The following is a 20,464-nucleotide window of genomic DNA, read 5'->3' as shown; positions in this document are numbered from 1 at the left end:
TCGGCTCGTCTAGGCGCCCAGCCCGCCTATGGCGTCCTGCATCGCGCGCGTGCCGAGCGCCATCTGCTGCTCGATATAGGGCGCGATGGCGTGCGGCAGCACGTCGGTGATCCAGAGCATCCGGCAACCCTGCGCGCCGTCGGGGATGATCTGCACGGACGCGTTGTGATGCGTCACGCGTTCGCTCTCGATCGTGTAGACCAGACGCTGCTGCGCCTCGTCGCAACTGACGAGGCGTTCGCGCGCCACATTGCCGTTGGCGAAGGTCACGATCCGGACGTCGCCGTCGAGCTGGCAATCGACGACGAAGCCGGGCGCCAGCCGGGTATGAACGGCGCCGAAGTCGCGCACGGCGTCCCAGACGGCGGCTGCGGAGGCTGCGATCGGGATGTCCTTCTGAATCGATGCCATGGCCGGGGACCTCACGGACACACGGCTTCGATGTTGTTGCCGTCGGGATCGATCAGGAAGGCGGCGTAGTAGGTCGGACTGTAGTCCGCGCGCGGCCCGGCGCCGCCATTGTCGCTGCCGCCGGCCTTCAGCCCCTCGCTGTGGAATCTGGCGACCGCCGCGTGGTCCCGGGCGCGGAACGCGATATGGGCGGCGCCTTTGCTGGCGCCCTTGTCGAGATACAGCCACAGCGCCGGCTCCCCCTTCGGGCCGATGCCCGCCGACGCCTCGTCCTTGGAGCAGAGGATGTGGCCGAGCGGCGCCAGCGCCGCTGTGTAGAAGCGGACGCTGGCGTCCAGATTGCCGACCTTGAGGCCGATATGATCGTACATCGATGATCTCCATGCTTCGCATGCGGCTGCCGCACGCGCTGGATCATCCAATCAATGGCGGCTGAGATGGTCTTGGAGAATCTTGCGCTCGCCGCGCGACGCCTTGCGAAACTTCGCCGGCGACACGCCGGCAGCGCGCGCGAAGGTGCGGGTGAAATTCGACAGATCGGCAAAACCCGAATCGTAGGCGATGGTGGTGACCGGCGTATCTTCCTCGCTGAGACGCCGCGCGGCGTGCCGCAAGCGGGAGCGGATCAGATATTGATGCGGCGTCACGCCGATCGTGGCCGCGAACAGCCGCAGGAAATGGAACGGGCTGACGCCGGCCTCACCAGCCGCAGCCGCCAGATCGATGTCGCGCGCCGCATTGTCGTCGATCCACAATGCGCTCTCGACCGCGCGCCGGCGATCGCGAAGGCTTGGCGTCGCCGCCCGTTCGTGCTGGCCCGTGGCGGTCGCGACGAAGCGGCTGGCGATGATCTGGCCAACCTCGTCCAGACCGAGGTCCTGCTCGCGCGCGGCGACGGCCTCCGCGAGCTCACCGAGGACCATGAGCTCCGGCAGCGGCGGCATCGCGCCAACCCGCCAAGCCTGCCTGTTGCCGCCGATCTCGTCGATGAGCGCATGATCGAAGAAGAATGACAGGCATTCGTCGCCGCAGACGTGATCGTGCGTGCACATGAACTCATCGCCGGGATGGCCCACCAGCAGCGAGCCGGTGACCAGCTCGAAGAAGCGGCCGCGGTGCCGACAGCCGAAGCTCCCCTTGCGCACATAGGACAGCGAGTAGCCGGAATACTGCTCGACATAGGGACGCTCGCCCGGAACCGCCGCACAGCGGAACTCGGAGACGGTGACGTCACGGCTTTCGAACAGGATGGTGGCGCTCATCCTGCAAATCTAGCGCATTGCGGATGAAAGAGGAGGGCTGCGTCCGAGATAATATCGCGCGCAGCGAGGCGCCCGCTTACGACGCGCGCGGCCGGTCGACCGCGAGAAACGCGTCGAACAACGTCAGGCCCGCATGAGGCCGTGCGCCTTCGAGCGACAGCAGCCGCCGTTTGGAGATGACGCCGCTGTTGGGCGACGGCTTGTCGAGACCGTTGCCGATGTCGCGCACGCGGTGACAGGGAACGATCAGCACGAGCGCATTCTTGCTCAGCGCCTGCGCGATCGAATTCAGCGCCTTGGGAACGTGCAGTTCGTCTGCGATCGCGTCGGCGCTGCGCGTCTCGCCGCGCGGAATGGCACGAATGCAATCGTAGACGCGCTGGTTGAATGGTGTCACGCCGCCGAGATCGAGCACGACATCGGAGAAGTCGACCTCCTGCCCGCGCAGCATGGCGGTGATGCCTTCGATGGCGAGTTCAATATTCGAACACGGGCGCTGCTCCCGCGCTTCGGGAAATTGGCGAAACAGGCGCCGCCGCGTCTCGATTTCCCGTGCTTCCGGCAGTTGTACGCCGGTGATTCCGGCATCGCTCCACGCAATGCCGCAACGGCCGAGGGCCGTATCAAAGATCGTATACCCACGCCCCATGACGCCACCCCAACCCCACGCCACATCATATCATCGTCACGATCGCCCGCATCAACTTTGTTTACAAAGTGTTAACAGCGCGGCGTGACCGGGGCGGGTTTGCCCTGATTTGGGTGATGGTTGTCAAGCGTCCCGTTGCGATCGTTGTCTGCGATCTCTGTCATCGGCATCGCGATCGCGGAATGCGGCGCAGCGCGCAGGCGAGGTGCGATCGACCAGAGGCGCTACGGCTGGCTCACCAATGCAGGCCTATCGCCAGCAAAATCAGGATCATGCGCAAGCCACAGTTCGAGCAGGCTCAGGAAGGTCACGGCGATCCCGATCGTGATGCTGACATGCATCGCCGACGTATGCACGAACCCGAGCAGCCACGGAGCTGCAATCAGCCACAATCCAAGCGCGACCTTCAGCCACTCCTCCCAATCGGCAAACGCCAGGAGGCCGCCGAGCGAGAGCACGACGACGGCAGCCCCCGCCAACGCAGCATCGATCCGGCCGGCGCTGCCGACAAAGCCGAACAGCCAGGGCGCGACGGCAAGGAACAGACCGCAGCCGAGGGTGTAAAGGTCGAGCGCCGACGGGCCCGCCATGATGGCGAGGGCTTTCGAGGTTGCGGTCTGAGACGCGGGGCTGTGGCTCTGCATGATGTGAGCTCCCAGGACATTGACGGCGGACCTTGACGGCGCGGCGAAGCAGCGAGGGGCGCCGCCTCCAACGGGCAAAAGCGCGACCGGCCCGATCCGTTCCGGAGCCGGCGGTCGCGGCCGATCACGATCCGGAGATCAGGCCGGTGCAGAACTGTTGCCTCCCCCAACCCTTGGGCCTGGCGGTGTCGCGGCAACAAGCCGCTTGGCGAAACGCATGGTCTCGGCTAAGCATTGGCGAACGCGGGCGTAGTTCAATGGTAGAACGGCAGCTTCCCAAGCTGCATACGAGGGTTCGATTCCCTTCGCCCGCTCCAATGCCGCAATGTCCTGCTGCTACGCTCTGCAAAATCAGCTTCGTACGGTAGCCGATGGCCGCAAAGCTGCCGCGCGTTTTGCATAGATCGCCTCGATCTCCTTCGCGAAGCTCCGCTCGATCGCCGGACGCTTGTTCTTCAACGTCGGCGTGATCAGGCCTTCCTGCACGGTCCACGGCTCCAAGGTCCAATGCACCGCCTTCGGCGTCGCGTAGGACGGATAGGCCTTCGCGGCTCGCGCAATGTGGCGCAGCAGAGAGGCCGCTTCGGCCTCGGTGCCGCGCTGGCCGTGCGCCGCGAGCCTCGCCTGCTGCTCAGCCCAGCCGTTGGCGTTGAGCACGACGATCGCGGTCAGGAACGGCCGGTTCTCGCCGATCACGATGGCCTGCTCGAACAGCGGATCGGTCAGGATCGCGGTCTCCAGATCGGCGGGCGCGATCTTCTCGCCGGTCGAGGTGACGAGGATGTCCTTGATCCGACCGGTGATGGTGATGCGTCCGCCGTCGATGCGGGCCTGGTCGCCGGTGTGCAGCCAGCCGTCGGCTTCCCTGGTGCGGGCTGTCTCCTCCGGCCGGTGCCAATAGCCGAGCATCACGTTCGGGCCGCGCACCATCAACTCGTCATTGTCGCCGATGCGCACCTCGATGCCCGGCAGGGCGCGGCCGACGGTGCGCGGGTCGTTGTCGTCAGGCGTGTTGACGCTGACGACGGGCGATGTCTCGGTCATGCCGTAGCCCTGCAGCACCTCGAGCCCGAGCGCCAGGAACAGCCGCACCACCGGCTCGGCGATCGGCGCGCCGCCGCTCACGGCGACGTGCAGCCGTCCGCCGAATCGAGCCAGTATCTTGGCGGCGACTAGGCGTTGCAGCAGCGGCCACGCGATACGGTCGAACGCCGAGAGTCTCGTCCCGCGCCCATGCTGCGCATCGAAGCGCCGGCCGCCGATCGTGATGGTCAGGTCGAGCAGCGCCCGTTCGAGCGGGTTTGCGATCGCGCGGTGATGCATGATGACCGAGTAGATCCGCTCATAGATGCGCGGCACGGAGATCAGGATGGTCGGACGGACCTCCACCAGATCTTCGGACAGCTGCTTCACCGAGCGCGCATAGGCGACGCAGGCGCCGATGGCGATCGGGTAGTAGTAGCCCGCGGTGCGCTCGAACGTGTGCGACAGCGGCAGGAACGACAGGAATACGTCGTCGGTATCGGCCGCCAGCCGCTGATGGATGGCCTTGAGGTTGGAAACGACGTTGTCGTGCGACAGCATCACGCCTTTTGGCCGGCCCGTCGTGCCCGAGGTGTAGACGATGGCGGCGAGGTCGTGCGGCGCGATGGCGACCCGGGGGCCGGGAAGCGTGGCGTTGCCGGCTGCGTTCAACCACGCCTCCAGATCGACGAGGCGCGGATCGCCGGTCGGCTGGGTCGTTCGCCGGTCGGCGCAGACGATCCGCCGCAGGTCGGGCAGGGCCTCGCCGACCGCTGCGATCTCATCCCAGCGTGTGTCCGAATCGACCAGCAGCAGCCGGGCACCGGAATCGGAGAGGATGTAGGCGATGCTGTCGGCATTATCGACGGCATGCATCGGCACCGGCACCAGGCCGAGCGAGAGCGCGGCCTGGTCGATGGCGAGATGCGCGATTCCGTTCGGCATCAGGATGGCGACACGCTCACCCTGGGCGAAGCCGTCGGCCGCAAGCGCCCGCCGCCAGCGGTCGACGACGAGATCGATCTCGCGCCAGCAGAAGCTCGCCCATCGGCCGCTTCCTGCGTCGAACTGTCGGTAGGCCTGCTTGTCCGGGCTCCGTTCGACGCGCCAGCGCCAGAGTTCGGGCAAGGTGGTGATGGCGGCCAGCGTGCCGGCCGCCATGGCGTGATCATCGATGGGATTTGACTGCTGCACGCCCGTCTCCGGCGATCCTGAACTCGTCGCGAAGCAGAAGCTCTGCAGCGGCGGACCGGATCCGACGTTGACGTAGCGCAATCACCACGAGACAGGTCGTGCGTCTGCGCATGGGAGCCCGGCCATCGCGGCAGGCCGACCGCACTGCGGAAGCCGGGCGGAACGGGACGTCCGTCAGGCGCCCTGCGGGACCTTGTCGAGAAACCCGGTGACGCGCTGGATGCGGCCGTCGGCCAGCTCGACGAAGTCCGTGCCCTGGATCGGGGCTTCCGCATCCTCGGGGCCGAGCTCCCAGGAAAAGCGGAGATGATGACCGTGGCCGTCCGCGGAGCCGATCAGGCGAAAGCGGAAGTCGGGAAAGCGCTGCTGCACGCCCGCGACCAGGCCATCCACCGCATCGCGTCCTTCGCCGCGCATCAGCGGGTCGACATAGAGCGCATCCGCGGTCCAGTGACGTGCGAGCAATGCGCCGCGCTGCGCGGCATCACGTTCGTTCCACAGCGCGATGTAGCTCTCGGCGATCTCGGTTGGGTTGGTCATCGGTGCTCTCCATGTTGTGAACGATGAGGAGCCCATCATCGCGCCCGGCGCGCAGCGAATCGATTACGTCGAACGTCATCTCATCCGGAATGACAGAACTGTAAGTTGCCGCCTGTTTGCGCGAGGACTACTCCACGCGCGGAGGCGGTGCGGGGAATGCGTCTCATGATGTCCGACACTTGGAAGTGGATTGCCGTCGCAATCTGTCTGGTGCTGTTCACGGCGGATACCGTGCTCAAGCCGCAGGACAAGCCCAATCGCATGGTGTTCTTCGAGCTGCATCGCGGCGAGCGCCCGACGATGATCGGCATGATGCGCGACGACCTCGTCAAGCTGCCGGGACGCGGCGCCAGCCGCATCCGCGACGCGCTCGCGCGCGGCGAGACGTTAACGGTCTGGCAATATGAATTAAGAAAGATTGAAGACGGCAGCTATCAGGAGGTGCCGGAGCGGCAGATCCAGCTCGGCGCCGCCGATGCGCCGCTCGTCACGTTTGGAGCGCGGATTCGGCTGCCCGATAATTAGTTAACTTCACGGGGACCGAGGGCGTCGGGAGGCAGATCGTCCTCCCGGCTGCCAGCGCGATATCGGCCGGACCTCGCTCGATCTCGCGATCAGACGGCGCGGTGCTGGGAGTGATCCTGCCGCGCCCGCTTGCGGGGCGGGGCTCGACACGGTCCAAACTTGTGATTGCATTGGTCGCATCTCCGGATTTCGGCATGCCAGCCAGGGCTGGCGGGAGCCCGCACCCACGATCGTGATCGCACGAGCGCCCCTGGGCCGGCGATGAGAGGGGTGAGCGTCCCGCCGTCACCGGGCAACGGGGCGTGTGTCGCGCGGAAGCTCGGCCACCGGGCTTTTCCGGAGTGTCGTTTGTGCCGCCGTGACGCCGCTGCCGCGCCGATGGGCGAATCATGCCGGGCCTCTGCCTTGCTCGTGGCGCCATCGCCATGTCCGGAACCAGCGTTCGGCCATTTTCGGTGGTAGCGACTCATTGGTGCAGCGGGCTTGCAACACTCGCGGTGAATTTGGCTTTCGTCACCGCGCTGTCCTGGACAAAAACACGATCTCGAAACACGCTGCATTTGCGATTTGGATTTGGCTTTCGCGTTCCGGTTCTGCGGATGGGCTCGTGGTCGCAAGGTCCCGCCGCCGTCCAAGCATCTCAAGAAGCGCATCACAAGACGCGTACCAAAGTCGGTCAGATCGGTTTCGCCGGGTTGAACTGGGGCTCGACATGAAATTCTGGACGGGGTTGCTTGCGGTCGTTCTGTTGCTGTCGGGGGTCGGCGCCAGCCAGGCCGTGGTCCGGATCGCCGATGACCGCGGCGGCCGGATCGGAACCTATGTCGACAAGTACCAGGGCCTGCGATCCTCCGGCGAGTATGTGATCATCGACGGGCTCTGCGCCTCGGCCTGCACCATCGTGCTCGGGGCGATCCCCCACGAGAAGATCTGCGTCACCTCGCATGCCAATCTCGGATTCCACGCCGCCTGGGATTTCGGCGCCAACGGCCGCGCCGTCACCAACCCCGAGGCGACCCAGATGCTGTACTCGATGTACCCGTCGCCGATCCGCCGCTGGATCACCCAGCGCGGCGGCCTGACGCCCCGGATGATCTTCCTGAAGGGCAAGGAGCTGCAGGCAATGTACAAGCCCTGCTATATGGATGCCCAGGCATCCTCTCCGGCCTCCTCGCATGTCGCGCCCAATGCGCCGGCCATCTCGCCGGCCGCGGCCAAGGCCTCCGCCTCCCATTGATGACGCCGGCCACCGGCCGTTTCGGGTGAGCGGCTGCCCGTCCGCGGCGCTTGCCTGGACCGGCCGCGGGGCTTATCTGAAGCGCGAGGGGCGGGCCGCTCGGGCCAGCACTCGCCCGATGAGCACGTCATCATGCAGCCTCTTTCAGCGCCGCAAGAGATACCGTCCGCGTCGGGTGACCGGCGTTCGGCCTCCGCTTCGGCTATCGTGGCCGGGGTTGCGGCGATCGGGCTCGTCGCCGGCGCCGTGACGATGTGGGTGCAGTACGGGACCGCGGTGTTCTTCGAGACGATCGCGGCCGGCTGGCAAGCCTGCTTCTGAGACAGTGAAGGAGCGCTCAATGCCATCCAATGCCACCCGCCCCCTGGTGATCGTCGGAGCCTTTGCCGCCAGCCTCGTGGTCGGGCTGTCGCTGATGTTCCTCATCATGGGCGGCGGCCGAAACATCGCGGCGCCGGCCGCGATCGGCGGACCGTTCCAGCTGACCGACCAGAGCGGGGCCGTCGTCACCGAGAAGAGCCTTGAAGGCCGTCCGACCCTGATCTTCTTCGGCTTCACCCATTGCCCGGACGTCTGTCCGACCTCGCTGTTCGAGATCTCCGAGGTGCTGCGCGCGATGGGCAAGGACGCCGACGGCGTCAACGCCTATTTCGTCTCGGTCGACCCCGAGCGCGACAATCCGGCCGCGATGAAGGACTACCTCTCCAGCTTCGACCCGCATCTGAAGGGTCTGACCGGCGATCCCGAGGTCCTGGCGAAGGTTCTCACCGAGTACCGGGTCTATGCCAAGAAGGTCCCGCTGAAGGACGGTGATTACACCATGGACCACACCGCCCTGGTGTATCTGATGGACCGCAACGGCCGGTTCGTCGCGCCGTTCAACCTGAAGCGGACGCCCGAGGAAGCGGCGGCGGATCTCAAGAAATACCTCTGAGCGCGTTGACGCTCCAGCCGGGCGGCCGCCTCCGGGCCGAATCCAGCCTCGAATTTGCGCCGGGATGGTCTATAAGGCGCTGACCATCGGGACCGCTGATGCAGACCGTCTTATCAAAGCCCGTGAAATCCGCGCCTGCGGCCCGCGCCGCCATCGTCAGCGCGCTGCTCTGCTTCGGTCTCGCCGCAGCCGGCTCGGAGGCGCGCGCCCAGGCGCCCGTGCGGCCCGCCGTCGAGGCGGCGCCGCAGGCCGTCCCCGGCTTCTGGGACCCGCGACGCCGGCCCGACCGGCCCGATTTGTCGCGCCTCACCGTGATTCGTTTCCTGACCGAGACCGACTATCCGCCGTTCAACTTCACCGGTCCGGACGGCAATCCGGCCGGCTTCAACGTCGATCTGGCACGGGCGATCTGCGACGAGATCAAGGTCACCTGCACCGTCCAGATGCGCCGGTTCGAAACCCTGCTCGATGCGCTGTCCTCGAACCGGGGCGATGCGATCATCGCCTCGATCGCGGTGACGCCGCAGATGCGGGCGCGGGCCGACTTCTCCGATCCATATTACCGGGCGCCCGCTCGCTTCGTGTCCCGCCGCGATGCTGTCATGACCGAGATCCGCCCCGAATTTCTCGAGGGCAAGAAGATCGGCGCCGTCGCCGGCACCGCGCACGAGGCCTACCTCAAGGCGATGTTCACCGACGCCGAGATCAAGACCTATCCGAACGACGAGGCGCTGCGGCAGGCGCTGCGCCGAGCCGAGGTCGACCTGATCTTCGGCGACGGCATCTCGCTGGCGTTCTGGGTCAATGGCACCGATTCCGGCGATTGCTGCGCCTTTTCCGGTGGACCTTTCGTCGAAAGCCGCTATTTCGGCGAGGGCGTCGGCATCGCCGTGCGCAAGGGCAACGACCTCTTGCGCCAGGCGCTGAACTGGGCGCTGTTCCGGGTCTGGGAAAAAGGCCGCTACACCGACCTGTGGCTGCGCTACTTCTCGATCAGCCCGTTCTAGCGCTTGCCGTCGTTCCGGGGCGCGTCGAAGACGCGAACCCGGAACCTCGAGATTCCGGGTTCGATGCTTCGCATCGCCCCGGAATGACGGGTATCATGACCGCTGTTTTGCACTGACGTCTTCGGAGAAGTCTTTTTCACGATGTCCACGATCGATCTCGTCCCAACCAGCCCAAGCGACTTGCGCGCGCTCGCCGAACAATCCAACGCCTGGCCGTTCGAGCAGGCGAAAGCGATCGTCAACCGGCTGAAGAAGAACCCCAAGGACGAGGTGCTGTTCGAGACCGGCTACGGCCCGTCCGGCCTGCCGCATATCGGCACCTTCGGCGAGGTCGCGCGCACCACGATGGTCCGCCACGCCTTCCGCGTGCTCACCGAGGACAAGATCAAGACCCGCCTGATCGCGTTCTCGGACGACATGGACGGCCTGCGCAAGGTGCCGGACAACGTGCCGAACAGGGACATGCTGGCCACGCATCTGGGCAAGCCGCTGTCGCGCATCCCGGACCCGTTCTCCAACGAATATCCGTCGTTCGCCGCTCACAACAATGCGCGGCTGCGCGCCTTCCTCGACCGGTTCGGCTTCGACTACGAGTTCGCCTCCGCGACCGACTACTACACCTCCGGCAAGTTCGACGCGGCTCTGCTGCGCATGCTGGAGCGGCTCGAGAAGGTGATGGCGATCATGCTGCCGAGCTTGCGCGAGGAGCGCGCGGCGAGCTACTCGCCGTTCCTGCCGATCTGCCCGCGCACCGGCCTCGTGCTGTATGTGCCGATCGTCGAGCACGACGCCAAGGCCGGCACCGTCTCCTACGACGATCCGGAGACCAAGGAGCGCATGACCGTTCCGGTGACCGGCGGCCATTGCAAGCTGCAATGGAAGCCGGACTGGGCGATGCGCTGGCATGCGCTGGGCGTCGACTATGAAATGGCCGGCAAGGACCTGATCGATTCGGTGAAGCTGTCGGGCAAGATCTGCGCGGCGCTCGGCGGCACCCCGCCTGAGGGCTTCAATTACGAGCTGTTCCTCGACGAGAAGGGCCAGAAGATCTCGAAGTCGAAGGGCAACGGGCTGACCATCGACGAATGGCTGCGCTACGCCTCGCCGGAATCGCTGTCGCTATTCATGTATCGCGAGCCGAAGGCGGCGAAGCGGCTGTATTTCGACGTCATCCCGCGCAACGTCGACGACTATCAGCAGTTCCTCGATGGTTTTCGGAAGCAGGATGCCAAGCAACAGCTCGGCAATCCGGTCTGGCACATCCATTCCGGAAAGCCGCCGAAGGCGGACATGCCCGTCACCTTCCAGCTGCTGCTGACCCTGGTGTCGTCGTCGAACGCGGAGAATGCCGAGACGCTGTGGGGCTTCATCGGCCGCTACCGGCCGGGCGTGACGCCGCAGACCCATCCCAAGCTCGACGCGATGGTCGGCTACGCCATCAACTACTATCGCGACTTCGTCGCGCCGACCAAGACCTTCCGCGAGCCGACCGAGGGCGAGCGCGTGGCGCTGCAGGATCTGCGCGATGCGCTGTCCAATCTTCCGGCGGAGGCCACGGCCGAGGACATCCAGAACGTGGTCTACGAGATCGGCCGCCGCGAGCCGTTCCTCGACCACGCCAAGAAGGGCAAGGACGGCCGCCCCGGCGTGTCGCTGGACTGGTTCAACATGCTCTACCAGGTGCTGCTCGGCCAGGAGAAGGGCCCCCGTTTCGGCTCCTTCGTCGCGGTCTACGGCGTGAACAATGCGGTGGCGATGATCGACGGCGCGCTAGCGCGGAGCGCGTGAGTGCCGCGCTGGTCACGGCATAAACCGGTGTCGTCCCGGCCTTGGGCCGGGACCCATAGCCACGAGCCGAGGTGAGGTGACGGATATCCGCCACCTCGCAAGACAACTGAGATTCCGCGGTTGGGTCCCGGCGTTCGCCGGGACGACAGCGGAGAACTCGGCGACCGCGTCAGTCCGAAGCGGCCATTCGAACTACACCCCGTGCAGCACGAAGCGGCGGTCGAGCTTCTGCACCGGGCGCGCGTTCATCGGATACAGCTTGGCGAATTTCGCGACGTCCGCTTCCGCGACCGAGACCGGCTCGCTCAGCAGCAGCCATTCGACCACCTCTGAGCAGGGCGGCGTCGTCAGCGAGCCGGCATAGCGATAATAGGAGCGGCGTGCCGGCAGCATCATGTTGGGGTTGATGCGCGGATCGGCCTTGACTGCGGGACCCTCCTTGTCCGGCATCGTCGCCACGATCTGCGCGAAGGCGGGATTGGGCCGGCCGGTGGTCATGAGAACGCCGACCACGGCGAGCCCGCCCGACGCGGTGCGGTGGACGAAATGCGCCTCCATCGGATAGTTCTTGCCACCGATCTGATGCTCGCTCGGGCGATGGAAATGCACCTGCAGCAGCTTGTAGGTGGTGCCGTCGAGCTTCAGGGTGCTGCTGCCGTCGGCAAAGTTGAGCTGGATGGTGTGACCATTGTTGACGATGGTGTCGGCGGTCCTGGCCCAGCTCAGCTTGAAGTTGGGCAGTTGGGCCCGGGTCGAGTGCTCGATGTCGATGGGCGATTGCTGGGTGCCGACGCCGCAGACCTTGTTGGCCGCATCGAGATCCCCCCAATTGGCCGGTCCGGTCGCGCCCTCATAGCTCCAATGCGGGGCGCCCTCGGCGGCGAAGCCCGGGGTCGCGCAGGCGGGGCAGAGGGCGAGCCCCGCAAGAGCCTTCAAGACGTGGCGGCGGTCCATGGCAATCTCCAAAAGGTTCAAGCGTGGGCATGATCGGTTGCGAATCGCGCGCAACAGGAAAACCGAATCAGGTTAACCCTTGCTGAGGAACCGGCTGCGTCCTCGCGAACTCGCAGTCATTCGGGTGCAGCCTGAGCGGGGCGGCCGCCGGGCTGTCCCGGGCAAACGATGCTTGAGTTCGCCGCCCCCTGCCGATACGGTCGGCCGCTCCGAAAACATCAGCAAACTCAAGCTCGAGCCAGGACCGCGCGAAGGTGCCCAAAATCTACAAAATCTGCTCAGCTTCGGCCTGGCGCGAGGCGGAGCGGCTGGGCGTGTACCGCGGTAGCGCCGACGATCTGCGCGACGGGTTCATCCATTTTTCGACCGCCCCCCAGGTGCCGGAGACGGCCCGGAAGCACTTTTTCGGGCAGAGCGCGCTGTTCCTGGTCGAGGTCGAGGCGGATGCACTGGGTGGAGGCTTGCGCTGGGAGCGCTCGCGCAACGACGAGCTCTTCCCGCATCTGTATGGCGAACTCGATCTCGGCGCCGTGACCGCCGTTCACCAGTTGCACAGCCGTGCCGATGGCGGCCATGACATTCCGGACCTGAAGCCGTGATCCGCGCTTTCGACCAGCTCTCGCTGCCGCTGCTCCGCTGGCTCGACGCCGAGGATGCGCACCGGCTCGCCATCCAGGGCCTGAAGCTCTTGCCGGCGATCAAGCCGCGACCGGACGATGCGAAGCTCGCGGTGCGCGCCTTCGGGCTCAACTTCCCGAATCCGGTCGGCATGGCCGCCGGCTTCGACAAGAACGCCGAGGTGCCGGACGCGCTGCTGCGGCTCGGCTTCGGCTTCGTCGAGATCGGTTCGGTCACGCCGCGGCCGCAGAGCGGAAATCCGCGCCCGCGGCTGTTTCGGCTGGAGCGCGACGAGGCGGTGATCAACCGCATGGGCTTCAACAATGACGGCGCCGAGATCGTGTTGCGGCGGCTTGCCGGCCGCGCCCATCAGGGCGGCATCGTCGGCGTCAATGTCGGGGCCAACAAGGATTCGGCCGACCGCGTCGCCGACTACGTCCGGCTGATCGAGACCTTCGCGCCGGTGGCGAGCTACTTCACCGTCAACATCTCCTCGCCCAACACGCCGGGCCTGCGCAACCTGCAGCAGGCTTCTCAGCTCGACGAGCTGCTATCCAAGGTGCTGGAGGCGCGCGACCGTATCCGCCGCAAGGCCGGCGACACCCCGGTGCTGCTCAAGATCGCGCCGGATCTCAGCCTCGCCGAGCTCGATGACGTCGTCCATGTCGCGCGCTCGCGCGGCGTCGACGGCATGATCGTGTCGAACACGACGCTCGCTCGGCCCAGCTCGCTGCGCGAGCAGTTGCGCGCCAAGGAGCAGGGCGGCCTGTCCGGGCGGCCGCTGTTCCGGCTGTCGACCCGGATGGTGGCCGAGACCTTCGTGCGCGTCGAAGGCGCGTTCCCGTTGATCGGCGTCGGCGGCATCGACACGGGCGGCGCCGCGCTCACCAAGATCCGCGCCGGGGCCAGCCTGATCCAGTTGTATTCCTCGCTGGTCTACAAGGGCCTCGGCCTGGTCGAGAGCATCAAAGCCGACCTGACCTCGACGCTGCTGCGCACGGGGCGTGACTCCCTGGCGGAGATCGTCGGCGCCGATGCCGCGACGATCACGGCCGAGGATTGGCCGGTTTAGTTGCAGCCGAGCTGTCGCATCATTCACGCACGGCTGTCATCCCCGCCTTCGGACGATGACAGCTTACATTGTCGGTCGAGTCGGGCTCTTCCCGAACGACGCCCGCAGCAGCGCCGGATAGCGTGCGGCCTGGAAGCCGCCGCGGGCGGCGTAGAAGCCGAGCATCGCGATCCACAGGCCCGTATTGCCGAAGCCGCGCAACGCCAGCCAGATGCCGAGGAAGACGATCAGCGCCGCCACCATGAGATTGCGCATGTCGCGCGCCCAGGTGGCACCGATATAGACGCCATCGAACGCGAAGGCGAACACCGACAGCAGCGGCGAGGCCACCACGAACGGCAGATAGTCGCGCGCTGCGCGGCGCACCGCATCGTTTGCCGTCATCACGTCGATCAGCACCGGACCGAACAGCGCGAAGATCACCGCAACGGCGAGCGCGAAGCCGAAGCCCCAGGCGAGCACCAGCCTTGTGGCGCCGGAAAAGGCGTCGCGGTTGCGCGCGCCGAACGCATAGCCGCACAGCTGCTCGGCGGCGTTGGCGAGCCCGTCGAGGAAAAACGCGGCCACCAGCAGGAAATTGTTCAGCACCGCGTTGGCCGCCAGCGTCGTGTCGCCGGCACGCGCGCCTTGTGAGGTGAAGAACAGGAAGGCGACGATCATCGCCGCGGTGCGGATCATGATGTCGCGGTTCACCGCCATCATGTGCATCAGCTTGGCGCGGTCGAGCAGCGCAGCGCGCGATATCCGGGCGTCGGCTTTGACCAATCGGCGCGCCAGCACGAGGCCGATCGCGACACCGACCGTCTCCGCGATCACGGCGGCAATCGCCGCGCCGGCGATACCGGCCTGCAGTATCTGGACGAACAGGATGGTCGCGGCCATGTTGATCAGGTTGATCGCGACCTGAACGGCCAGCGCCAGCCGTGCGCGCGCCAGTCCGACGAGCCAGCCGAGCAGCACGTAGTTGGCGAGCGCCAGCGGCGCCGACCATATCCGGACGATGAAATAGCTGCGGGCCGCGCTCAACACGGCGTCGCTGCCGCCCATGATGTCGAAGATGATCGCGCCCAGCGGCAGTTGCAGCGCGATCAGGGTGACGCCGATCAGCGCGGCCAGCGCCAGGCCGCGGATCAGGACCATCAGGATCTCGTCGCTCTCGCCGGCGCCGAGCGATTGCGCGGTGAAGGCGAGTGTGCTGGCGCGGAGGAAGGCGAACAGCCAGAACAGGCAATCGAAGATCACCGAGGCCATGGCGACGCCGCCGAGCATGGCCGCTTCGCCGAGCCGGCCGATCGCCGTGGTCGAGACGATGCCGATCAGCGGCGTGGTCAGGTTGGCGATCATCGCGGGACCCGCGATGTCGAACACCTGCGCTGTCGTGATTTTCGCTGAAGCGGTCAAGAACGTCTCGCGGATTGGCAAAGCGCGCGGCACGCGCGTCTCTCCTGGTCTTAGCGGCCTTTCGCGTCTCTCAGCTAGAGGTCGATGCTCATGCCGTCATGCGCGGCCACATGGCCGATGCGGTCCAGCCGGCCCAGCATGTCGTCGCTCATATGGGTGAGCACCAGCCGCTTCGGCCCGATCTCGCCGAGATGCCCCTCCAGCGCCGCGAGGCTGAGATGGTTCTTCACCGCCTTGTCGTAGGTGTAGGCCTCGGCGATCAACAGGTCGGCGTCGCGGCCGAGCGGGATCAGGCTGTCGGTCCACTCGGTATCGGCGGTGTAGGCGACGATCTTTCCCTCGGCCTCGATCCGGTAGCCGAGAAACGGTCCGCCCGAATTGCCGTGGACGACTGGAAACGGCGTCACGCAGACCGCGCCGAAGCGCATTGGCTGCTCAGGCGCGAGCTCGATCACCGACAGTTCGAATTTCCGCGGCGTGCGCGACGAATGCTCGAACAGCGCCTCCATGACTTGCGTCAGCCTTGCCGCGATGCCGGCCGGGCCGACGATCACCAGCGGCTGCGTCCGGCGCGAAAACTGCGCATCGAGCAGCAGGAACGGCAGGCCGGCGAAATGATCGCCATGGAAATGCGTGATCAGGATCAGTTCGATATCGTTGCAGGCGATGCCGAGCCGCTTCAGCGCCGGTAACGACGAGGCGCCGCAGTCGATCAGGAGATTGGTGCGCAAGCCGGTCAGATGGAAGCAGGTGTTGGACCTGCCGCCCGAGCCGAACGCGTCACCGCAGCCGACGAAGCGGAGCTGCATCGGCTGCGTCTCTCTACCGGCCGCGCGGGGCGAACAGCCGCGACAGGAACCAGATCGGGATCACGATCACGGCGCCGAGCAGGAAGTAGCGCCACAGCCAGTTGAAGGCGTCGAAGCCGAGCTCGTACAGCCGGATGAACAGCAGCCGGATGCTGTGCAGGATGTTCAAGGGATCGAAGCCGATCGCCGACAGCACCACGCCGACCAGGATCGACAGCAGGACCAGCCGGAACGCCACCGACAGCGGCGAGCCGCCGAGAAAGCGATACAGGCCATCCGAGCTGCGGGCGCGGGCCGGATAGTCCCTGATGTCGTTCGACATGTCATCGTCTCCAGGCGGGTTCGTCGGATTCGCGAGCCCGATTATAAAGCACGGCAGGGCAGGTGGGGAACCCGGCTCGCCGCCGCAAGCTGGTTACTGGCATTTAATGTTCCCGCGCTGTCACGCCGGGGTCTCGCTCTTCAGCATGCGCTCCAGCGTCTCCAGCCGGTCGGCGTCGCGCGGTGGCTTGTCCCAGCGCAACCGGTTGATGCGCGGAAAGCGCATCGCGATGCCGGATTTGTGCCGCGGCGAGCGCTGCAGGCCCTCGAACGCCACTTCGAGCACGAGCCCCTGCCCGGGCTCGTGCACGACGTGGCGGACGGGACCGAACTTCTCCGTGGTGTTGCGGCGGACGAAGCGGTCGATCTGCAGCAGCTCCTCGTCGGTGAAGCCGAAATAGGCCTTGCCGACGGGCACCAGCTGATCGCCGCCGTCTCCCGCCGTCCAGACGCCGAACGTGTAGTCGGAGTAATAGGACGAGCGCTTGCCGTGGCCGCGCTGCGCATACATCAGCACGGCGTCGATGATGTGCGGATCGTGCTTCCACTTCCACCACTGCCCCTTGGGACGCCCCGGCAGATACAGCGCGTCGCGCCGCTTCAGCATCACGCCTTCCACCGCTTCGGCATCGTCGCCGGCCCCGGCCGAGGCGGGATTGGCGCGCGCGGCCTTCAACGCATCCCAGGTCGCGAACGCAATGGTCGGTGACAGGTCGACGCGCGGATCGTCCAGGCGCTTGATGAACGCCTCCAGCTTCGCGCGGCGCTCGGCGAACGGCAGCTCGCGCAGGTCATCGTCCTCATCGCCGAGCAGGTCGTAGGCCCGCAAGTGGATCGGGTACTCCTTCATCAGCTTCGGCGACACCGATTTGCGGTTCAGCCGCTGCTGCAGCACGTTGAAGCTCTGCACGCGCTGATCGCGCACCACGAGCAGCTCGCCGTCGAGCGCGCCGGGCAGATGCAGCGATGGCAGCAGGTCCGGAAAGCTTCCCGTGATGTCCTCACCGCTGCGCGAATACAGCCGTGTGACGACGCGGCCGTCGGCCTCGCGGCCGCTCACCGCCTGCACGCGGATGCCGTCCCATTTCCATTCCGCGATGTAGTCGGCCGCGTTCATGCCGGCGAAGTCGTCGTCCTCGACCGCATGCGCCAGCATCACAGGGCGGAACGGCGCGGGATCGCGGTTGACCGGCTTGTCGCCGCGGCCCTCCAGCCACGCGAACAGGTCGAGATAGGGCGGCGCGAGGCCCGGCCAGATCAGCTCGACCTCGTGCGGGTCCTTGTCGCCGAGCGCGGCCGCTGCGGTCTTGGCAAGCCGCGCGGAGATGCCGATGCGCAAGCCCCCGGTGACCAGTTTCAGCAGTGCCCAGCGCCCGGTCTCGTCGAGTTCATCCAGCCATTGCGCGAGTTGCCGCGGCATCTCGGTCTTGCCGAGGGTGCGCAGGGTGGTGACGACCTCGGTCAGCGTCGGCGGTGGCGGGTTGTTGTGGCCGGATGCTCTCGTAAGACCACCTGTGTGGCACCCCCCTCCCTGACCCTCCCCCACAAGGGGGGAGGGAACGGAGAGAGCAGTGCTCGGAGGAGCAAGATCACTTGTTGAGCCCCTGTTGGCTATCGAACGAGATGCAAGCTCCGAGTGCCACTCGGCTCCCTCCCCCCTTGTGGGGGAGGGGTGGGGAGGGGGGTACCCAGGAACGAGCTGCTGATGATGCGCCCTGTCCTTCGGCCACATCAGCGCGACGGTCTCCGAGAGATCCCCCACATAATCATACGACAGCGCGAACAGCACCGGATCGGTGCGCGCGGCGATTATTTCGCGGATCAGCGCCGGCTTGGCGTGCTTGAACGACAGCGCGCCCGTCAGCGCGCCCAGCGCGTAGCCGCGATCGGGATCCTCGACCTCGCGGAAGTACGACGTCAGCAGGCGCAGCTTGTTGTTGCGGCCGGGCTCATAGGCGAGGCGGTCGAGCAGCTCGGCGAAGCGGTTCATGCCTCCGCGTCCTCCGTCGCCACCACCTCGCTCTCCTCCTCGTCGCCATAGCCGACCAGGTCGAGCGGCCGGGCCGCCAGGCCCTTGCTCCGGCACCAATGCACCAGCGCGTCCTCCTGGCCGTGGGTGACCCACACCTCGCTTGCGCCGGTCGCCGCGATGGTGGCGGTCAGCCCGTCCCAGTCGGCATGGTCCGAGATCACCAGCGGCAGCTCGACGCCGCGCTGCCGGGCGCGGGCGCGCACCCGCATCCAGCCCGAGGCGAAGGCCGTGACGGGATCGGGAAAGCGCCGCGTCCACAGGTCGGAGGTCGCGCTCGGCGGCGCCAGCGTGATCGTGCCGGCGAGCTCGGCCTTCTTGACGCCCTTCACAGGCCTCAGCGCGCCCAGCGCGATTCCCTTGTCCCGATAGTAGCGCGTGATCCTCTCCATTGCGCCATGCAGGTAGATCGGCTGCTCATAGCCGGCCTCGCGGATCAGCGCGATCACGCGCTGCGCCTTGCCGAGGGAATACGCGCCGACCAGATGCGCGCGGTCGGGAAACAGCGCCACCGAGGCCAGCAGCTTGTTCACTTCCAGCGCTGCGTCGCCGTGACGGAACACGGGTAGGCCGAACGTCGCCTCGGTGATGAAGACGTCGCATTGTACCAGCTCGAACGGCGCGCAGGTCGGATCGCGCGCATCCTTGTAGTCGCCGGATGCGACGATGCAGGTCCCGCCACAGGACACCTTGATCTGCGCCGAGCCGAGCACGTGACCGGCGGGATGAAAGCTCGCGGTGACGTCGCCGAGCCTGATCTCCTCGCCATAGCCGATCGCCTGGATCGAGCCCGCAAAATTGTCGCCATAGCGCAGCCGCATGATGTCGAGCGTCTCCTGCGTCGCCAGCACGGCGCCGTGGCCGGCACGGGCATGATCGGAATGGCCGTGGGTGATCAGCGCCCGCTCGACCGGGCGCACGGGATCGATGTGAAAGCCGCCGGCCTTGCAGCACAGGCCGGAGGGAACGGGCAGCAGGATGTCTTGCGGGCGCATGCCGGTCATATAGGTCACGCAAGACGCGTTTTCAGGTCGTGCCAGTTTCCATCTCGTCATGCGCGGGCTTGACCCGCGCATCCATCTCCTCGATGAGAAGCCCGCATTGACGACGATGGTTCCCATGCCCAACCGCCTGTTCCTGTCCTCCGGCGATCTGATCGCCGACCGCCGCTACGAGTTCGCCCGCGATCTGCAATTGAAGGGCGACCTGGTCGCGGCCGCCGAGGTGATGGAGCAGGCCATCGAGGTCGCCCCCAGCTTCGCCTCGGCCTGGTTCGAACTCGGCAAGATCAGGATCGCGCTCGGTGAAACCGACAAGGCAATCTCTGCCTTCCGGAACGCCTGCGTCGCCGATCCGGATGACCGCCACGGCGCCGCTGTGCGTCTGATGCAGCTCGGCGCCGCGCCGCTGTCGGACATGCCGAAGGCCTATGTGCAGTCGCTGTTCGACCAGTACGCGCCGCGTTTCGAGACCGAGCTGATCGAGCGGCTGCACTACCGCGCGCCGGCGATCCTGTTCAAGGCGGTGATCGCGGTGCGCGCGGCCGAGCGCAAGCCGGCCTACTTCAAGCGCGCGATCGATCTCGGCTGCGGCACCGGGCTGGGTGCAGCGGCGTTCGCCAGCAACGTCGACAGCTTCATCGGCATCGACCTGTCGGCCGGCATGATCGCGGAGGCGCGCGCCACCGGGCTCTATGCCGGGCTCGAGGTCGACGACATGACCGCAGGGCTGCAGCGCCAGGACGTTGCGTCTGCTGATCTCATTCTCGCAGCCGATGCGATGGTCTATGTCGGCGACCTCGGCCCGGTGTTGCGCGAGGCGCAACGTGTGCTGGCGCCGGGCGGGCTACTGACTTTTACCGTTGAGACCCATGACGGCGACGGTGTGATCATGGGGAAGGGGCTGCGTTATGCCCATGGAGCGGAATATGTCCGTGGCGTGATCGCGGCCACGGGATTGAAGCTGGCCCATCTCGAGCCGGCGTCGCCGCGCACCGAGGAGCAGCTGCCGGTGCGCGGGCTGGCCGTGGTCGCCGTCAGGACTTGA

22 protein-coding genes and 1 tRNA gene are annotated in these 20,464 nt (G+C 66.5%); 10 read left to right on the top strand and 13 right to left on the bottom strand.

The features are described 5' to 3' along the window. Window positions 1–9: 9 nt before the first annotated feature. From QX135_RS12325 to QX135_RS12305, 5 genes are all read right to left on the bottom strand, one after another. The gene (locus QX135_RS12325) at window positions 10–411 is read right to left on the bottom strand and encodes an SRPBCC family protein (protein WP_316181263.1); all 402 of its coding nucleotides are present in this window, start codon (window positions 409–411) and stop codon (window positions 10–12) included. Between the two features lie 11 nt (window positions 412–422). Beyond that, window positions 423–782, bottom strand: a complete 360-nt coding sequence (locus QX135_RS12320) for a VOC family protein (protein WP_315778383.1) — start codon at window positions 780–782, stop codon at window positions 423–425. A 51-nt stretch (window positions 783–833) separates the two neighbouring features. Then, complete coding sequence (locus tag QX135_RS12315; protein WP_316181266.1) at window positions 834–1,673, bottom strand: AraC family transcriptional regulator; 840 nt, start codon at window positions 1,671–1,673, stop codon at window positions 834–836. Window positions 1,674–1,749: 76 nt separating this feature from the next. Continuing rightward, window positions 1,750–2,322 carry a methylated-DNA--[protein]-cysteine S-methyltransferase gene (locus QX135_RS12310; protein WP_315757628.1) on the bottom strand — a complete coding sequence of 191 codons (573 nt, stop codon included), beginning with the start codon at window positions 2,320–2,322 and terminating at the stop codon, window positions 1,750–1,752. Window positions 2,323–2,546: 224 nt separating this feature from the next. Further along, window positions 2,547–2,966, bottom strand: coding sequence for an SPW repeat protein (locus tag QX135_RS12305; RefSeq protein ID WP_315735792.1), 420 nt, complete (start codon window positions 2,964–2,966; stop codon window positions 2,547–2,549). A gap of 243 nt (window positions 2,967–3,209) precedes the next feature. On the opposite strand from QX135_RS12305, the gene QX135_RS12300 reads away from it, so the two are divergent. Continuing rightward, window positions 3,210–3,283 (top strand) — tRNA-Gly (locus tag QX135_RS12300). Between the two features lie 34 nt (window positions 3,284–3,317). Here QX135_RS12300 and QX135_RS12295 read toward each other — a convergent pair. Further along, window positions 3,318–5,183, bottom strand: coding sequence for an AMP-dependent synthetase/ligase (locus QX135_RS12295; protein WP_316181268.1), 1,866 nt, complete (start codon window positions 5,181–5,183; stop codon window positions 3,318–3,320). A 174-nt stretch (window positions 5,184–5,357) separates the two neighbouring features. After that, window positions 5,358–5,723 (bottom strand): nuclear transport factor 2 family protein, encoded by a 366-nt coding sequence (locus tag QX135_RS12290; RefSeq protein ID WP_316181269.1) that lies wholly within the window; start codon window positions 5,721–5,723, stop codon window positions 5,358–5,360. A gap of 165 nt (window positions 5,724–5,888) precedes the next feature. On the opposite strand from QX135_RS12290, the gene QX135_RS12285 reads away from it, so the two are divergent. From QX135_RS12285 to QX135_RS12260, 6 genes are all read left to right on the top strand, one after another. Then, the gene (locus QX135_RS12285; RefSeq protein WP_315784814.1) at window positions 5,889–6,248 is read left to right on the top strand and encodes a hypothetical protein; all 360 of its coding nucleotides are present in this window, start codon (window positions 5,889–5,891) and stop codon (window positions 6,246–6,248) included. Between the two features lie 712 nt (window positions 6,249–6,960). After that, window positions 6,961–7,485 (top strand): hypothetical protein, encoded by a 525-nt coding sequence (locus tag QX135_RS12280; protein ID WP_315735802.1) that lies wholly within the window; start codon window positions 6,961–6,963, stop codon window positions 7,483–7,485. Window positions 7,486–7,617: 132 nt separating this feature from the next. Further along, window positions 7,618–7,806, top strand: coding sequence for a hypothetical protein (locus tag QX135_RS12275; protein WP_315735804.1), 189 nt, complete (start codon window positions 7,618–7,620; stop codon window positions 7,804–7,806). A 19-nt stretch (window positions 7,807–7,825) separates the two neighbouring features. Beyond that, entirely contained in the window at window positions 7,826–8,419 is a 594-nt protein-coding gene (locus QX135_RS12270) for an SCO family protein (protein WP_315735806.1), read from the top strand. Between the two features lie 98 nt (window positions 8,420–8,517). Next, a complete protein-coding gene (locus QX135_RS12265) occupies window positions 8,518–9,426 on the top strand; it encodes a transporter substrate-binding domain-containing protein (RefSeq protein ID WP_315813339.1) in 909 nt (302 codons plus the stop codon). Window positions 9,427–9,567: 141 nt separating this feature from the next. Continuing rightward, window positions 9,568–11,214, top strand: coding sequence for a lysine--tRNA ligase (locus tag QX135_RS12260; protein WP_316181271.1), 1,647 nt, complete (start codon window positions 9,568–9,570; stop codon window positions 11,212–11,214). A 192-nt stretch (window positions 11,215–11,406) separates the two neighbouring features. On the opposite strand, the gene QX135_RS12255 is transcribed toward QX135_RS12260, so the two are convergent. Continuing rightward, window positions 11,407–12,168, bottom strand: a complete 762-nt coding sequence (locus QX135_RS12255; RefSeq protein ID WP_316181273.1) for a carbonic anhydrase family protein — start codon at window positions 12,166–12,168, stop codon at window positions 11,407–11,409. A 254-nt stretch (window positions 12,169–12,422) separates the two neighbouring features. Here QX135_RS12255 and QX135_RS12250 point away from each other — a divergent pair, with 254 nt between their 5' ends. Together QX135_RS12250 and QX135_RS12245 are read left to right on the top strand one after the other, a co-directional pair. After that, window positions 12,423–12,767 carry a DUF952 domain-containing protein gene (locus QX135_RS12250; protein ID WP_315778374.1) on the top strand — a complete coding sequence of 115 codons (345 nt, stop codon included), beginning with the start codon at window positions 12,423–12,425 and terminating at the stop codon, window positions 12,765–12,767. Continuing rightward, the gene (locus QX135_RS12245; RefSeq protein WP_315735815.1) at window positions 12,764–13,858 is read left to right on the top strand and encodes a quinone-dependent dihydroorotate dehydrogenase; all 1,095 of its coding nucleotides are present in this window, start codon (window positions 12,764–12,766) and stop codon (window positions 13,856–13,858) included. Before QX135_RS12250 ends, QX135_RS12245 begins: the two co-directional genes overlap by 4 nt. Window positions 13,859–13,921: 63 nt before the next feature. On the opposite strand, the gene QX135_RS12240 is transcribed toward QX135_RS12245, so the two are convergent. The 5 genes from QX135_RS12240 to QX135_RS12220 all read right to left on the bottom strand — a co-directional run bounded on the left by QX135_RS12240 (window position 13,922) and on the right by QX135_RS12220 (window position 19,422). After that, a complete protein-coding gene (locus tag QX135_RS12240; RefSeq protein ID WP_316181392.1) occupies window positions 13,922–15,226 on the bottom strand; it encodes an MATE family efflux transporter in 1,305 nt (434 codons plus the stop codon). Window positions 15,227–15,333: 107 nt separating this feature from the next. Beyond that, window positions 15,334–16,068 (bottom strand): MBL fold metallo-hydrolase, encoded by a 735-nt coding sequence (locus QX135_RS12235; RefSeq protein WP_316181276.1) that lies wholly within the window; start codon window positions 16,066–16,068, stop codon window positions 15,334–15,336. Window positions 16,069–16,081: 13 nt separating this feature from the next. Continuing rightward, window positions 16,082–16,390 carry a DUF6460 domain-containing protein gene (locus tag QX135_RS12230; protein WP_315735819.1) on the bottom strand — a complete coding sequence of 103 codons (309 nt, stop codon included), beginning with the start codon at window positions 16,388–16,390 and terminating at the stop codon, window positions 16,082–16,084. 120 nt (window positions 16,391–16,510) lie between these two features. Then, the gene (locus QX135_RS12225) at window positions 16,511–18,379 is read right to left on the bottom strand and encodes an ATP-dependent DNA ligase (RefSeq protein ID WP_316181278.1); all 1,869 of its coding nucleotides are present in this window, start codon (window positions 18,377–18,379) and stop codon (window positions 16,511–16,513) included. Continuing rightward, the gene (locus QX135_RS12220) at window positions 18,376–19,422 is read right to left on the bottom strand and encodes a ligase-associated DNA damage response exonuclease (RefSeq protein WP_316181394.1); all 1,047 of its coding nucleotides are present in this window, start codon (window positions 19,420–19,422) and stop codon (window positions 18,376–18,378) included. Before QX135_RS12220 ends, QX135_RS12225 begins: the two co-directional genes overlap by 4 nt. A gap of 115 nt (window positions 19,423–19,537) precedes the next feature. Here QX135_RS12220 and QX135_RS12215 point away from each other — a divergent pair, with 115 nt between their 5' ends. Next, complete coding sequence (locus tag QX135_RS12215) at window positions 19,538–20,464, top strand: methyltransferase domain-containing protein (RefSeq protein ID WP_316181280.1); 927 nt, start codon at window positions 19,538–19,540, stop codon at window positions 20,462–20,464.

Source organism: Bradyrhizobium sp. SZCCHNR1098, from assembly GCF_032489375.1.
GTDB lineage: Bacteria > Pseudomonadota > Alphaproteobacteria > Rhizobiales > Xanthobacteraceae > Bradyrhizobium.
This window is presented reverse-complemented; position numbering and strand designations above follow the sequence as displayed.